Origin of the sequence: Micromonospora sp. SH-82, assembly GCF_051132485.1 — a bacterium.
Taxonomy (GTDB): domain Bacteria; phylum Actinomycetota; class Actinomycetes; order Mycobacteriales; family Micromonosporaceae; genus Micromonospora.
This window is the reverse complement of sequence record NZ_CP148049.1, coordinates 5,281,391-5,296,879: the sequence shown is the minus strand read 5'-3', so window position 1 is coordinate 5,296,879 and position 15,489 is coordinate 5,281,391. Positions and strand designations below refer to the sequence as shown.

12 protein-coding genes are annotated in these 15,489 nt (G+C 70.7%); 7 read left to right on the top strand and 5 right to left on the bottom strand.

Features of this window, described 5'->3' with window-relative positions; translation table 11 throughout:
• Positions 1 to 51: 51 nt before the first annotated feature.
• Both WHN02_RS23170 and WHN02_RS23165 read right to left on the bottom strand, forming a co-directional pair.
• Positions 52 to 1,383 (bottom strand): glycosyltransferase family 4 protein, encoded by a 1,332-nt coding sequence (locus tag WHN02_RS23170; RefSeq protein WP_434740810.1) that lies wholly within the window; start codon positions 1,381 to 1,383, stop codon positions 52 to 54.
• A 142-nt stretch (positions 1,384 to 1,525) separates the two neighbouring features.
• Positions 1,526 to 3,466, bottom strand: a complete 1,941-nt coding sequence (locus tag WHN02_RS23165; RefSeq protein WP_434740809.1) for an amylo-alpha-1,6-glucosidase — start codon at positions 3,464 to 3,466, stop codon at positions 1,526 to 1,528.
• 99 nt (positions 3,467 to 3,565) lie between these two features.
• Here WHN02_RS23165 and WHN02_RS23160 point away from each other — a divergent pair, with 99 nt between their 5' ends.
• Positions 3,566 to 6,298 (top strand): MGH1-like glycoside hydrolase domain-containing protein, encoded by a 2,733-nt coding sequence (locus WHN02_RS23160; protein ID WP_434744034.1) that lies wholly within the window; start codon positions 3,566 to 3,568, stop codon positions 6,296 to 6,298.
• A gap of 159 nt (positions 6,299 to 6,457) precedes the next feature.
• On the opposite strand, the gene WHN02_RS23155 is transcribed toward WHN02_RS23160, so the two are convergent.
• The 3 genes from WHN02_RS23155 to WHN02_RS23145 form a co-directional block, all read right to left on the bottom strand.
• The gene (locus tag WHN02_RS23155; RefSeq protein WP_434740808.1) at positions 6,458 to 6,733 is read right to left on the bottom strand and encodes a hypothetical protein; all 276 of its coding nucleotides are present in this window, start codon (positions 6,731 to 6,733) and stop codon (positions 6,458 to 6,460) included.
• Between the two features lie 47 nt (positions 6,734 to 6,780).
• The gene (locus tag WHN02_RS23150) at positions 6,781 to 7,212 is read right to left on the bottom strand and encodes a hypothetical protein (RefSeq protein WP_434740807.1); all 432 of its coding nucleotides are present in this window, start codon (positions 7,210 to 7,212) and stop codon (positions 6,781 to 6,783) included.
• A 277-nt stretch (positions 7,213 to 7,489) separates the two neighbouring features.
• On the bottom strand, positions 7,490 to 8,188 hold the full coding sequence (locus WHN02_RS23145) for a VOC family protein (protein ID WP_434740806.1): 699 nt from the start codon (positions 8,186 to 8,188) through the stop codon (positions 7,490 to 7,492).
• A gap of 312 nt (positions 8,189 to 8,500) precedes the next feature.
• Between WHN02_RS23145 and WHN02_RS23140 the strand changes: the two genes are divergently transcribed.
• The 6 genes from WHN02_RS23140 to WHN02_RS23115 all read left to right on the top strand — a co-directional run bounded on the left by WHN02_RS23140 (position 8,501) and on the right by WHN02_RS23115 (position 15,432).
• Complete coding sequence (locus tag WHN02_RS23140) at positions 8,501 to 9,790, top strand: ABC transporter substrate-binding protein (protein WP_434740805.1); 1,290 nt, start codon at positions 8,501 to 8,503, stop codon at positions 9,788 to 9,790.
• A 67-nt stretch (positions 9,791 to 9,857) separates the two neighbouring features.
• Entirely contained in the window at positions 9,858 to 10,871 is a 1,014-nt protein-coding gene (locus WHN02_RS23135) for a carbohydrate ABC transporter permease (RefSeq protein WP_434740804.1), read from the top strand.
• A gap of 1 nt (position 10,872) precedes the next feature.
• The gene (locus WHN02_RS23130) at positions 10,873 to 11,706 is read left to right on the top strand and encodes a carbohydrate ABC transporter permease (RefSeq protein WP_350899216.1); all 834 of its coding nucleotides are present in this window, start codon (positions 10,873 to 10,875) and stop codon (positions 11,704 to 11,706) included.
• 11 nt (positions 11,707 to 11,717) lie between these two features.
• Complete coding sequence (locus tag WHN02_RS23125; RefSeq protein ID WP_350899214.1) at positions 11,718 to 12,923, top strand: ABC transporter ATP-binding protein; 1,206 nt, start codon at positions 11,718 to 11,720, stop codon at positions 12,921 to 12,923.
• 606 nt (positions 12,924 to 13,529) lie between these two features.
• Positions 13,530 to 14,588: an iron-containing redox enzyme family protein gene (locus WHN02_RS23120; RefSeq protein ID WP_434740803.1), complete on the top strand. Its 1,059-nt coding sequence runs from the start codon at positions 13,530 to 13,532 to the stop codon at positions 14,586 to 14,588.
• A gap of 133 nt (positions 14,589 to 14,721) precedes the next feature.
• Positions 14,722 to 15,432, top strand: a complete 711-nt coding sequence (locus WHN02_RS23115; RefSeq protein ID WP_434740802.1) for a 2OG-Fe dioxygenase family protein — start codon at positions 14,722 to 14,724, stop codon at positions 15,430 to 15,432.
• The last annotated feature ends 57 nt before the right edge of the window (positions 15,433 to 15,489 follow it).

Sequence of the window (15,489 nt, the reverse complement as noted above, 5' to 3'; positions counted from 1 at the left end):
CTCATCCGCTCCAGCGGGACCCGGACCGGATCGGCCCGGGTCCGGCGAGGATCAACCGGCGAGGCCGGCGGCGAGCAGCAGGTTCCCGTCCGGGATGGAGACCGGCCTGCGCCCCGCCCCGAGTCGCTCGGTGGCGCGGCGGACCGCGAAGGCCCGGTGTTCCCGACCGGCGGTCAGGTACGTCGCGGCGGTGCGCTCCGCGATGGCCGTCCACCCGTACCGCCTGCCGACCATCTTCCGGGCGCTGCGGGCCACCCGCCGGGCGAACACCTCGTCGGCGAGGAGCCGGTCGACCGCCCCGGCGAGGGCGTCCGGGTCGCTGTGCGGGAAGGTCACCCCGGTCACGCCCGGCTCGACGATCTCGGCCAGTCCACCGGTGGCGGCCACCGCGAGCGGTGCCCCGGCGGCCGCCGCCTCCAGGGCGATCATGCCGAACGGCTCGTAGAGGCTCGGCACGACGGTGGCGTCGGTGGCCCCCAGGACCGCCGGCAGCTGCGTGGCGTCGAGGAACCCGGTGAAGCTCACGGTGTCGCCGAGGTCCAGCCGGTCCGCCTCGGCCTGCAACTCGCCACGGTACGGCCCGTCCCCGGCGATCAGCACCCGCAGCCCCGGGTGCCGCTGCCGCAGGGAGGGCACCGCCCGGACCAGGTGCTGCACCCCCTTCTCGTAGACCAGCCGTCCGGCGTACCCGACCAGGGGGCCGTCCCCGGCGAACCGGGCGCGGGCCGAGGCGACAGCCCGGGGGCGGGCGTGCCAGGCCCGGTCGTCGACCCCGTTGGCGACCACGTCGACCCGCGCGGTCGGCACGTCGAACAGCGTGGACACCTGCTCGCGCATGTACCCGGAGCAGGCGATCACCCGGTCGGACTCGTTGGCCAGCCAGTGCTCCACACCGTGGATGGTCCGGTTCATCTCCTCGGGCAACCAGCCCTGGTGCCGCCCGGCCTCGGTGGCGTGGATCGTGGTGACCAGAGGCAGGTCCAGGTGCTGGGCGATGGTGATCGCGGTGTGGGCGACGAGCCAGTCGTGGGCGTGGATCACGTCGTAGGCGCCGGTCTCGGTGGCGCGTAGGGCGGCGCGGGTGAGGGTGTGGTTGAAGGCCATGGTCCAGGCGAGGAGGCTGCCGGTGGCCAGGGGGAAGGTGACCGGGTCCTCGGCGGCGCGCAGGATCCGGACGCCGTCGGCGTACTCCTCCAGGGGTGCGCCGTCGGTGTGGCGGGTGACGACGGTGACGTCGTGTCCGGCGGCGGCGAGGGCGACGGAGAGGGCGTGGACGTGGCGGCCGAGTCCGCCGACGAGCACCGGGGGGTACTCCCAGGACAGCATCAGGATGCGCTGGCGACGGGCGGAGTGCAGGTCGATGACGTCGGCGTCCGGTGACACGTGTGCCCCCTTTGAGTTGTCAGGTGTGCGCGGCCCGGCCGGCGCCCGACGGGCGCCGGCCGTGTCGACCCGGATGAGGGCAATCCTCACCCGGCCCGGATAACCCCGGGAGACGTCGCCGTTGCGGTCCTGTAAAGCGCGCCTATCGGATCCGTCGGACACGCAGTAGTTCCGCCACCGACCACGCCTGGAACGGGCAGCCCGTCGCCCGGTGCGGGGCCAGCCCGTCGGCGGTCTCGCTCACCGAACCTACCCCGTGCTCACGCAGGTGCGCCTCGACCCCGCCGAACAGGTCGTCGACGTCGAGTCCGGACCGTCGGGCCGCGTCGGTGTACGGGCCGAGCAGCCACGGCCAGACCGTCCCCTGGTGGTAGGCGCCGTCCCGCTCGGCCGGCGAACCCCGGTGCCGACCGGCGAAACCGGGGGAGTCCGGGGCGAGACTGCGCAACCCGAGCGGGGTGAGCAGACCCGCCGCGGCCCGGCGGACCGCCTCCGCGTCCGGCTCCAACGGGGCGTACGGCAGCGACCAGGCCAGCAGCTGGTTGGGACGCAACAGGTCGTCGTCGTGGTGGGCGGCACCGCCCAGCGGGTACGCCGGGGCCGGGGCGTCCACCACGTCGTGCAGCCAGCCGACCGGGGAGGGGAACCGCTCCCGGAACGACGCCTGGGCCCGGTGGTGCAGACGCCACAGCTCGGCCGGATCCTGACCGGCCAGTTCGGTCAGCTCCGCCACCCCGGCCAGACCGTTGATCCACAGCGCGTTGACCTCGACCGGCTTGCCGGTCCGGGCGGTCACCGGTACGCCGTACACCCGGGCGTCCATCCAGGTCAACGCCGTCCCGGGGGACCCGCAGGCGAGCAGGGCGTCGGCCGGGTCGACGCCGATGTCGTACCTGGTGCCCTTGACGTGTGCGTCGACGATCCCGTGCAACGCCGGGAGCAGCTCGTCACCGAGGTCGGTGTCACCGGTGACCGTCACGTGCCGGGACACCGCGTGCAGGAACCACAGCGTCCCGTCGACGGTGTTGTACTCCACCCGACCGGTGTCGGCGGTGTTGGCGAGCATCCCCTCCGACACCGTCGACGCGTACGACCGCAGCAGCTCCCGCCCCTCGTCGGCCCGCCCGGCGCAGAGGAACAACCCCTCGTACGAGATCATCGTGTCCCGCGACCAGGTGCCGAACCACGGGTACCCGGCCACCACGTCCACGGGTGCCTGGGCGGTACGCACCACGAACGCGTCCGCCGCCAACGCCAGGGTCGCCTCGACGTCGTCGACCGGCTGCGCGGCGGCCACCACCCGACGGTTGCGCCGACGGGCCGCCGTCACCACCTCGGCCGCCGGCACCGGCTCCAGGTCCAGCTGCCCGGCCCAGGCCAACACCGACACCGTGTCCCCGGGACGCTCCAGCGCCCCGGAGAAACGGCCCGCGTACCAGAGGTCCTCCTCGGCGTTCAGACCCCGGGCGGCCTCCTCCCGGTGGTGTACCCCGTTCCACCACTGCCCCTGCGGCACCCAGCCCGGCCCGGACAGCCGGTAGGCGCCCTCGACCACCGCGCCCTCGGCGACCGGCTCGACCCGGGGAGCCGGGCCGTCCGCCCGACGCTCGCCGTGCGCGTCCCGCCAGGTGCACACCGCCGCCAGGTCCAGCTGCACCGGGCCACCGGCGACCAGCCGGTGCACCACCGCCACGCAGGACCGGCCGGGCAGCATCGCCAGCTCCCGCTCGATCACCACGTCACCGATGCGCCACCGCCAGCGGGGCACACCGTCGATCACGGTGAACTGCTCCAGCAGCTCGAACCCGCGCGGGTCGACCTCCCCGGAGGACCACTCGTGGGCACCGAGGCGTACCTGTGCCCCGGACGGCAGCAGCACCGCCGGATCCAGGCTGACCAGTCCCACGTTGCGGGCCGCCGGGGTGTCTCCGGCCACCACGAGCAGCCCGTGGTAGCGGCGGGTACGCAGCCCGCTGACGGTCCCCATGGCGTACCCACCGACCCCGTCGGTGACCAGCCATTCGCGGGTCGCCCCGCTCGTCAGCTCGCCACAGACCTGCGGACCGAAACTGATACCGATCAACTTTCCTCCAGCGGCGGCGGGGTGTAACACGCAACGGGAACAATGGCCGAAGTGGTCAAGTGCACCCGTGGCGTCGAAGATTGACAGGTGATCACTGACGTGTCGGTTCCTCACGAGCTGTCCCACGATGCCGAACGCACCCGGTTGGCCCAGGCCGACGCGGGCGAACAGGCATGGCGAGCATGGGGTCCCTATCTGTCCGAACGGGCGTGGGGGACGGTACGGGAGGACTACAGCGAACACGGCACGGCGTGGGACTACTTCCCCCACGACCACGCGCGGTCCCGAGCCTACCGGTGGAACGAGGACGGGATGGCAGGCGTCTGTGACGATCGACAGACCTTCTGTTTCGCGCTCGCGTTGTGGAACGGCGAGGATCCGATCCTCAAGGAACGGATGTTCGGCCTCGGTGGGGACGGCGGCAACCACGGCGAGGACGTCAAGGAGTACTGGTGGTACGAGGACTCCACCCCCACCCACTCCTTCATGCGGTGGCGCTACCACTACCCGCAGGCCGCCTTCCCCTACGACGACCTGGTCTCGGTCAACACCCGGCGCGGCCGGGACGACACCGAGTACGAACTCGTCGACACGGGGATCTTCGACGAGGACAGGTACTGGGCGGTGACCGTCGACTACGCCAAGGCGTCCCCGACCGACCTGTGCATGGTGGTCACCGTCGCCAACCGGGGGCCGGACCAGGCCACCCTGCACGTGCTGCCCAGCCTCTGGTTCCGTAACACGTGGGCCTGGGGGCTGCCCGGCAGCGACCGGGTGCCGCACCTGGTCGGCGAGCCGGCCCGACGGGGTCGCCGCCGGGCCAGTTCCCGGGGACCGGCCGGCCCGGCCACCCCGGCCCGGCTGGTCGGCCGGCACGACACCACCGGCCAGGTGGTGCTGGCCGGAGACGGGAGCCCGACCCCGCTGCTGTGCGACAACGAGAGCAACGCCGAGCGGCTCTGGGGGCTGCCGGGACGGTCGGCGTACCCGAAGGACGGCATCAACGACCACGTCGTCGACGGCGCGGCCACTGTCAACCCCGACCGGGAGGGGACCAAGGGCGCCCTGCACTACGTGCTCACCGTCCCCGCCGGTGAGCAGCGCCAGATCAGGCTGCGCCTGACCAGGACCGGCCCGCCCCCCGGGACCGCCCCGCCGCCCGCGCTCGACCTGGGCACCGGGTTCGACGCGGTGCTGTGGGCCCGACGGGCGGAGGCGAACCGGTGGTTCGACTCGCTGTTGCCCGAGACGACCACCCCGGACGAGGCCCTCGTCGCCCGGCAGGCCATCGCCGGGCTGATGTGGGGCAAGCAGTTCTACCACTTCGACGTCAAACGGTGGCTGGAGGGCGACCCCAACTCGTCGCCCCCGCCCGAGGGGCGTCGGCAGGGACGCAACAGCGCCTGGTGGCACATGACGAGCTTCGACGTCATCTCGATGCCGGACCCCTGGGAGTACCCCTGGTACGCGGCCTGGGACCTCGCCTTCCACTGTGTCAGCCTGGCCCGGGTCGACCCCGGTTTCGCCAAGGAACAGGTACTCCTCCTGCTCCGGGAGTGGTACCTGCACCCCAACGGGCAGATCCCGGCGTACGAGTGGGCGTTCGGGGACGTCAACCCGCCGGTGCACGCCTGGGCGGCGTTGAAGGTCTTCGAGATCGACGGCTCCCGTGACCGGGAGTTCCTGGCCCGGGTCATGCACAAGCTGATGCTGAACTTCACCTGGTGGGTCAACCGCAAGGACACCGGGGGGAACAACGTCTTCGAGGGCGGCTTCCTCGGGCTGGACAACGTGGGACCGTTCGACAGGTCGGCGGCGCTGCCCGTGGCCGGGGTGCTGGAGCAGTCCGACGCCACCGGCTGGATGGCGATGTACGCGCTCAACCTGCTGGACATCTCGATCATCCTGGCCGAGCAGGACCGCACCTGGGTGGACACCGCCTGCAAGTTCTTCGAACACTTCGTCTACATCGCCGCCGCCGCGTACTCCCAGGGGCTCTGGGACGACGAGGACGCGTTCTTCTACGACGTGCTGCGCCTGACCGACGGCAGTCAGGTCCCCCTGCGGGTCCGGTCGGTGGTGGGGCTGCTCCCGCTGGCGGCGACCACCCGGCTCACCGCGCAGACCCTGGAACGGCTCCCCGAGTTGGGGGCCCGGATCCGGTGGTTCCTGACCAACCGCCCCGAGTACGCGCACGTGATGGACGCCCGGCGCCTCGGCCCCGACGGCCGCCAGCAGCGGCTGCTCTCCATGGCCGGCGCGGACCACGTGGTCAAGCTGCTGGCCCGGATGCTGGACACCGACGAGTTCCTCAGCGAGTACGGCCTGCGTACCCTCTCCCGGGCGCACCTGGACAAGCCGTTCACAGTGACCCTGGGCGGCCAGGAGTTCGGCGTCGGATACGAACCGGCGGAGTCGACGAGCGGCCTGTTCGGCGGGAACTCCAACTGGCGGGGGCCGATCTGGATGCCCACCAACTTTCTGCTGATCAGCGCGCTGCGCGACTACGCGGCCTTCTTCGGCGACGACCTCCGGGTGGAGTACCCGACCCGGTCGGGGGTGCAGCTCACCCTCGACGAGGTCGCCGACGACCTGTCCGCCCGGTTGATCTCCCTGTTCACCCGGGACGGGTGGGGGCGTCGGCCGATCTACGGGGCCGCCCAGCTCTTCCAGACCCATCCGGACTGGCGGGACCTGATCGCCTTCCCCGAGTACTTCCACGGCGACAACGGCGCCGGCCTGGGCGCCTGGCACCAGACCGGATGGACCGCCCTCGTCGCAGACCTGATCCTCACCCGCCGCCCCACCCCCCGCCCGGACCCACCACGCTGACCAACGGACCCCCGCCCCACCCGGATTCTTCGCGTTGATCAAGGGATTTGCGTCATCGGCAGCTGGAATCCTGACGCAAATCCCTTGATCAACCCCGCAACCGGGCGGGAGCGGGGGGAGGGGAGGGGGGAGGGGAGGGGAGAGGGGTGGGGGGTGGGGTCAGGTGAGTTCGCGGCGGACTATGGCTACCGCTACGCGGCAGAACTCGTCCATGTCGGGGGTGAAACCGGCGGCGATGTCGGGGTGCAGCCCGGAGCGGGTCTCGTCGAGCAGCCGTTGGCAGACCTGCTCCACCGGCTCCCCGGCGTAATCGGCGCTGACCCGCCCGGTGGCGGCCTTGAGCGCCGAGGTCAGCTGATCCTCCAGCGGTCCGCGCAGACGCTCCTGCACCGGGTCCAGCCCGTTGGGGTCGAGCGTGACATGTGGCTCCGACATCGCCTCTCCCTTCCTCGGCATGCGCGGTACCCGACCGCGCCCGCCGGTCAAACCACCGTCGGTACGGTGGCCACCCGAATCTGGTACGAGAAGTCCTCGGCCGGCACCTCGGCGTACGACAACCGGCGGATCTGCCGGTCGTCGGCGTAGAGGGCGACGTCGACGAGGACGCCGAGGTGGGACAGCCCGACGGTGGACACCCGTTTCTTGTCCTGGAGCACCGCGCAGACCCCGCCCAGCAGGGTGCTGGCCTCGGACGTGCGATGCCCCGGCGGACAGCGCAGGGTCAGGTCCACCTCGACCGGCCCGGTGAGCGGGGTCCAGCCGGTACGCTGGGCCGCCGCGCAGGCCGCCTGGAGCAGGGTCCGTACCCTCGTCGCCTGGCGGTGGCCGGCGGCGAAGATGGACAGGGCTTCGGTCTTTACCGGTGGCAGGCCGCTCACCTCGAACGTCAGGGCGAGAGCGCGGGTGTCCTGCACGACGGCACCTCCTCGGGAGACGATCCTGCCGAATCCGGGCGACGGGCAGCTGCTGTTCCCGCGAATACCCACCGATCGGGCGGCAGGGGATGGGCGACCGGAGGCGGGTCGACGTCGACGGCGACGCGCCGGCGGAAGAAGGTCTGCCGAAAACGCTAGTCGACCGGGTCGCCGCCCGGAAGCGCCGGTCGGTCACCTGTCGGACTCGGTCGGGTGGGGTCCACGGGTGGAATCGGCGACCCCGACGGCGAGCGGGTGACCCAGGCCGGTGGGTGGGTCAGGCGGGTGGGAAGGCGCAGAACTCGTTGCCCTCCGGGTCGGTCAGGACCCACCACCGGGCCGTCGCGTCCGGTTCCCGCAGCAGCGTCGCCCCCGCCCGGATCAGGGCGGCCGGGGTCGGTTCGGTGAGGTCGACGTCCCAGTGCAGCCGGTTCTTGACCGTCCGCCGCTCCGGGGCGAGGTCGAAGACCCAGCGTCCCCACGGGAAACCGGCCGCCTCCACCAGCAGGGCCTGTCCGGGGTCGGTGCGGTGCCGGACCCGCCCGCCGACCATCGCCGCCCACCAGGTCGCCTGGGCCAGCGGGTCGCTGGCGTCCACGACCAGGGCGATCGGCCCGGCGGCGGTGTCGTCACCGGGCGGGAAGGCGCAGAACAGGTTGCCCTCCGGGTCGGCCAGGACCCACCAGTCGATCTCCGAGTCCGGCTCGCGGACCAGGCGGGCCCCGGTGGCCAGCAGGCTCCCCGGGTCCGGTCGGTCGAGCCGCAGGTCGAGGTGGACCCGGGTCCGTCCGGTGCGGGGTTCGGGCACCTGGTTGACCCAGATCCCCTCGGCCGCCGTGCGGCCCGCACCCGGCAGGATCCGGGTGTCCCGGTCACCGGCCTCGACGAGTTCGCCGCCGAGTACCCGGGCCCAGAAGGCACCGAGCGCACGGGCGTCGGCGGCGTCCAGCACGAGGTCCTTGAACCGGGCGATCATCGCCACATCATGCCGTACCCGTACCGGCGGGGCGACGCCAGTGGCGGCCCTGTCGCTGCACGTCACCGCCGTGACAAACGATCTACCTGGTACTTTCTACCAGACTGTCCGGAATTATTCAGTAGCGTCCCGACCAGGTTTCACGACTGCGCAGGTCGGGCAGTGTTAGCGCCACACATTGCCTGGGACGGGCCGGATCGACGCCGGAAGGCGGGGGTCGCCCCGGCGGGGTCACCGCCGAGGGTGCCTCGCCGCGCGCCGGGGCCATGGGCACCTCCCCGGCTCTCGCCTGTTCAACCGAGGGGGAGGGCGATGACCGACCACACCGACCAGGTGCGACATCGACGCCGGCCACGGACCCGCGTCGCCGCCGCGACCGCCGCGTTGGCCCTGGTGGCCCCGCTGGCGGCCTGCGGCTCGGACGACACCGGTGGTACGCCGACGATCAACCTGTACTACGGCCCCGAGCAGAACCTCCAGCAGGTGGTCGACGACTGCAACGCCGAGGCGCAGGGGCGGTACCGGATCGTCTACCGGACCCTGCCCCGGGAGGCCGACGACCAGCGGGTGCAGATGGTCCGCCGACTGGCCGCCGAGGACACCGGGATGGACGTCCTCGGCCTGGACGTGACCTGGACCCAGGAGTTCGCCAGCGCGAACTGGATCCGGGAGTGGACCGGCCAGGACCGGACCGACGTCGAGCAGGGGACCCTCGCCGGGCCCCTGGAGACCGCCACGTACGAGGACAAGCTGTACGCCGCGCCGAAGAACACCAACGTGCAGCTGCTCTGGTACCGCAAGGACCTGGTGGACCAGCCGCCGACGACCTTCGACGAGATGATCTCCCAGGCCCAGGAGCTCAAGGGTCAGGGGCAGCCGTACCAGGTCCTCACCATGGGAGCCCAGTACGAGGGCCTCGTCGTCCTCTACAACACCCTGGTCGCCAGCGCCGGTGGGAACATCCTCAGCGCCGACGGCAAGCGGGCCGAGATGGACGAGGGTGCGGTCCGGGCGCTGGAGCAGCTCCAGCGCTTCGCCACCTCCGGGGTGACCTCCCCGTCGTTCAGCAACGCCACCGAGGACCCGGTCCGGCTGGAGTTCCAGGCCGGTGACGGTGCCTTCCAACTGAACTGGCCGTTCGTCTACCCGGCGTTGCAGGAGGCCAACCCGCAGCTCGCGGAGCAGGTCGGGTGGGCCCGGTTCCCCGGGGTCGACCCGCAGACGCCCAGCAAGGTCACCGTCGGCGGGTACAACCTGGCGGTCAGCTCGCACTCCCGGCACCCGGAGGAGTCCTTCGAGGCGGCCAAGTGCCTGCGTAACGAGCGGAACCAGAAGTTCTCCGCCGTCAACGACGGCGTCCCGCCGACCATCGAGGCCGTCTACGACGACCCGGAGATGAACGAGGCGTACCCGATGAAGGAGACCATCCTGGAGGAGTTGCGCGACGCCGCGACCCGGCCGTTGACCCCGGCCTACCAGAACATCTCCACGGTCATGTCGGCCTACCTCTCCCCGCCTGCGGCGATCCGCCCCGAGCAGACCGCCGGAGAGCTGCGCACCGCGATCGGTGACGCGCTGGAGTCGAAGGGCGTACTGCCATGAGCGAGCGGAGCGAGCGAATCATCGCTGTAGGTACTCGTGTCGACGCGTCGCGGAGCGGGGTGGCGGCATGAGTGAGCGGACCGGTCCCATCGGGGCGGCCGAGGTGCTGCGGGTCGAGGGCGACGAGACGATCGGTGAGCGGGCCGACGGCAAACACCCGTTCGCGCCGCCGCCGCGGCGCCGTCGACGCAGGGAACCGCTGAGCGAGAACAAGCGCGCCGAACGGAAGCTGGGCTGGCTGCTCTGCGCCCCGGCCGCGCTGGTGATGGTGGCGGTCACCGCGTACCCGATCCTGTATTCGATCTGGTTGTCGTTGCAACGGTTCGACCTGCGCTTCCCCGACCAGCGGGAGTTCGTCGGGCTGGAGAACTACGTCACCGTCCTGACCAACGACTTCTGGTGGACGGCGTTCGGGGTGACCATGCTGATCACGGTGGTCACCGTGGCCGTCGAGTTGGTGCTCGGCATGGGGTTGGCGCTGGTCATGCACCGGACCCTGGTGGGACGGGGAATCGTCCGGACCGCAGCGCTGATCCCGTACGGCATCGTCACGGTCGTGGCCGCCTTCTCCTGGCGGTACGCGTGGACGCCGGGCACCGGGTACCTGGCCAACCTCTTCGACGGCAGCGCGCCGCTGACCGAGCGGGGCAGCGCGTTGGCGATCATCATGCTGGCGGAGATCTGGAAGACCACGCCGTTCATGGCGCTGCTGCTGATGGCGGGCCTGGCGTTGGTGCCGGAGGACCTGCTCAAGGCGGCCTCCACCGACGGGGCCACCGCCTGGCAGCGGTTCACCAAGGTGATGCTGCCGGTGATGAAGCCGGCGATCCTGGTCGCCCTGCTGTTCCGCACCCTCGACGCGTTCCGGGTCTTCGACAACATCTTCGTGTTGACCGCGGGGAGCAACGAGACGTCGTCGGTGTCGATGCTCGCCTACAACAACCTGATGCGGGGGCTGAACCTCGGCATCGGGTCCACCATGTCGGTGCTGATCTTCATCACCGTGGCGATCATCGCGTTCGTCTTCGTGAAGCTGTTCGGTACCGCTGCCCCGGGCAGCGACGACGGGGAGAGGCGCTGACATGGCGGACACCACCTCCAAGGCCCGGTTGCAGTGGGGCCTGATGAACACCATCGTGGTCGTCTTCGCCCTGATCCCGGTCCTCTGGATCATGTCGCTGTCGTTCAAGACCCCGGCCACGTTGACCGACGGCAAGTTCATCCCACGGGAGTGGACGCTGGAGAACTACCGGTCGATCTTCGCCACCGACCAGTTCGTCAGGGCCCTGGTCAACTCGATCGGCATCGCGCTGATCGCCACCGTGATCGCGGTGACCCTGGGGGCGATGGCCGCGTACGCGATCAGTCGGCTGGACTTCCCCGGTAAGCGGGTCCTGGTCGGGGTCTCCCTGCTGATCGCCATGTTCCCGCAGGTCTCGCTGGTCACCCCGCTGTTCGAGATCGAGCGGCAGTTGGGGCTCTTCGACACCTGGCCGGGGCTGATCCTGCCGTACATCACCTTCTCGCTGCCGCTGGCGATCTACACCCTGTCGGCGTTCTTCAAGCAGATCCCGTGGGATCTGGAGAAGGCGGCGAAGATGGACGGGGCCACCCAGGGGCAGGCGTTCCGTCGGGTGATCGCGCCGCTGGCCGCGCCGGGGCTTTTCACCACGGCGATCCTGGTCTTCATCTTCTGCTGGAACGACTTCCTCTTCGCCATCTCGCTGACCTCCACCGAGCGGTCCCGGACGGTGCCTGTCGCGTTGTCGTTCTTCACCGGCGAGTCGCAGTTCGAGGACCCCACCGGGGCGATCTGCGCCGCCGCCGTGGTGATCACCGTTCCGATCATCCTGTTCGTGCTCTTCTTCCAGCGCCGGATCGTCTCCGGTCTGACCTCCGGCGCCGTCAAGGGATAGGTGGGTAAGTCGTGGCTGACATCGTGCTGGACAAGGTGAGCAAGAAGTTCCCCGACGGGACCGTCGCGGTGGCCGACGTCGACCTGGAGATCGCCGACGGCGAGTTCATCATCCTGGTCGGCCCCTCCGGGTGCGGTAAGTCCACCACCCTGAACATGATCGCCGGACTGGAGGACATCAGCTCCGGTGAGCTGCGCATCGACGGGAAGCGGGTCAACGACAAGGCACCCCGGGACCGGGACATCGCGATGGTGTTCCAGTCGTACGCGCTGTATCCGAACATGACCGTACGGGAGAACATGGCCTTCCCCCTGCGGCTGGCCAAGCTCGACAAGGCGACCATCGACTCGAAGGTCGAGCAGGCGGCGAAGGTGTTGGAGCTGACCTCGCTGCTGGACCGTCGGCCGTCGAACCTCTCCGGCGGGCAGCGGCAGCGGGTGGCGATGGGTCGGGCGATCGTCCGTCAGCCGAAGGCGTTCCTGATGGACGAGCCGCTGTCCAACCTGGACGCGAAGCTGCGGGTGCAGATGCGGACGGTGGTGTCCCGGTTGCAGAAGCAGCTCGGCACCACCACCGTCTACGTGACCCACGACCAGACCGAGGCGATGACCCTCGGCGACCGGGTGGTGATCATGCGGGGTGGCGCGGTGCAGCAGATCGGCCCGCCCCAGGAGCTGTACGACCACCCCCGCAACCTCTTCGTGGCCGGGTTCATCGGCTCGCCGTCGATGAACTTCCTGCACGCCCGGGTGGCGGAGGGGACGCTCTCCACCGCTCTGGGTGAGGTGCCGGTCGGCGACCGTCTGCGTCGACAGCTGACGGAGGCCGACGCCCCCCGGGAGCTCATCCTCGGCATCCGCCCCGAGCACTTCGAGGACGCCGAGCTGGTCGACGAGGACAACCGCCGTCGGGGGATGGAGTTCACCGCGCCGGTGGACATCGTCGAGTCGATGGGTTCGGACAAGTACGTCTACTTCACCGTCGAGGGCGAGAAGGCCACGGCCGCCGAGTTGGAGGAGTTGGCCGCCGACGCCGGTGCCGCCGACTTCGCCGGAGGGTCGAACCTGGTCACCCGGCTGTCGGCGGAGTCGACCGTCACCGAGGGCTCCGATCGTCGGGTCTGGTTCAACCTGGAGAAGATCCACCTGTTCGACCCCTCGACCGGTCGGAACCTGACCCTGCACGAGGGTCGTTCCGCCGGTGCCCTCGCCGACTGAGGTGTCCTCCGGCGGCCGGTGACGGCCGGGCCGCCGGGTGGTCGTGGTCTCCGCTGCGCGGGTCCGCCCCGAGTCGTCCCGGTATGCCGGGCCTGGGGGTGGGCCCGCGAAGCTGCCCCATGGGCCGGGCAGTCCACCGGTGGGCGGTGTCCGACCGAATACTGGGACGTGCCGCGCGGATGTGGCCCAGTCGTGGTGTGAATCCGCTGGTCGGCGTGGGCGTTCCCGAACAGGACCCGAAAGGTTCACGAACCGGCCTCGACATCGATGAATGTCCTCAGTAGTGTGACTGCTTGTGTTCAGGGCGTAACTCCCTGATCTTGTCGGGAACGCCGCCGACGAGGCAGTTCCGCACCGGACAGTCGTGCCCGGGGGTCTGCCCGCCGCACGCGTACCCACACCCCGCTCCACCCGTCGTGTTCCTCCGCGCCCGCCGGACGGCCTCCGCCACAGGCCCCCGACCCGGGCGGTGCCCGTCGCTGCCCGGCGGCGGACAGGGGACCCCGGCCGGTGGTGGCCGGGGCCGGCAAGGGGGGGGGCGAGGACCTGTCACGCCGCGCCGGAAAGCACGTTCACGTTGCTCTACCCGGATCAGGGGGAGGTTCAGTGCCCGTCATCAACGACCGGCTCCGGTTCTCTGTCGAAGCGGCTCCTGCAGCCGAACTGGTGGACCAGATCAGCTCGTGGCTCGCGGTACCCGCAGACAAGGTCGACCAGGACCTGGGGGAGGACCGGGGCCTCATCCTGTCGGCAGTGCACCGGCTCAACGACCGAGCCGCCGACGACCCCGACGCCCGTCACCAGCAGCAACTCCTGCTCGCCCGGATCTACGCCCTGCTCACCGCCCTGCCCGACGGCGCGACCGCCGAGGGCTCGGTGATCGTGTACGAGGTGACCCGCCTGCTGGAGGGGGCCACCATCCGATCCGAGGACGGCTGGATCGACCCGGCCGTGTACGACGTCATGCCCGGACCGGGTCAGCCCTTCCTGTCATGGTTGAAGGGGACCGCCCGGCGGCACCGGGTCTTCAAGCACCCGTACTACGCCGACTTCATCAACCACCACGCCGACTCCGACGACCTGCGCACGTACGTGATGCAGGAGTCCCTGGTGGACGGGCGGTTCGACGACCTGCTGGCGATGATGCAGGTCGGGACCAGCGGCACCGCCAAAATGGAGATCGCCGCGAACTTCTGGGACGAGATGGGCAACGGCAACCCCGCCGAGGTCCACACCCACCTGTTCAACAAGATCTACGACGTGTTCGACATCTCCGCCGAGGAGATGGAGAGCGCGATGACCGCCAGTGACCTGCTCGCGGGGAACCTGGCCGTGCTGCTGTGCCGGTACCGTCACCTCTACCCGGAGGCCGTCGGGTTCCTCGGGATGACCGAGTGGCTGGTGCCGGACCGGTTCCAGAACGTGGTCCGCGCCTGGGAGCGCCTCGGGCTGCCCGACGTCGGGATCACCTACCACCGGCTGCACATCACCATCGACTCCCAGCACGCGGCGGGCTGGTTCCACAACATCGTCCTGCCCGCCAGCGAGTCCGCGTACATGCGTCGGGGGATCGCCCGGGGTGTGCTGTGGCGGTTGAACTCCTCCGCCCGTCACCTCGACGAGCGACTGGCCCTGGCCCGGCGGCGTACCCCGGCAGTGCGCTGAGCGCCGCCCGGGTCCGGGCGCCCCGGCCCGCCAGGCCCGTCGTGCCGGCTCCCGGCCCGCCGCGCCCACGTGTCGGCTCCCGCCCCGGCCCGCGTCCCGCCCAATCGCCATTCCTCGTGAAGGGAGATCATCGATGTCCGTAGTCACCGAAGGTTTCAAGATCATCGACCTGCCTCCGGCCGGACAGGAGCTGCTGGACAGCTACGACAACTGCCCGCTCGACGAGTACATGGGCAACCAGACCCGGTACAAGCGGTTCAGCCAGTACCGGCTGGCCCACTCCGAGGACCGGGGATGGCAGTTCGAGCTGCTCCCGCACCGGGCGTACACCGCGTTCAAGAAGTTCAACCCGATCGGCGGCGGGATCAGCCGACCCCACCCGCCGCTGGAGGCGGACCTGACCCCGTACGTCCGGCTCGGGGTGGCCGGGCTGGAGCTGGACACCTCCGAGGACTGGCAGATCAACGTCCACCAGAACCGGACCCGGGCCACCGTGGAGAAGCCCGGCCTGCTCACGCCCGAGGGCGTCCACCAGGACGGCCACGAGTTCGTCATGATCGGCGTCCTGCGGCGGCACAGCGTCGTCGGCGGCGAGACGCGCCTGTGGCGCCTCGGTGCCGACGAGCCGTTCTGGACCGGCACCCTCCAGGCCGGTCAGGCGGTCCTGCTCGACGACCGGGCGGTGGCCCACGACGTCACCGACGTCCTGCCCGAGAACGGCCAGGCGGGGCACCGCGACATCCTGATCGTCGCGTTCTCCCGGTGGAAGGAGAAGTGGTACGGCGAGGAGCACGACGCCGCCGTCCTGGCCGGCGGCGAGCCGGTCGTCGACACGTCGATGTGACCGGCGTCCGGCGTGACCCGGCCCCGGTCGGGCCACGCCGGACCACCAGGCGAACGG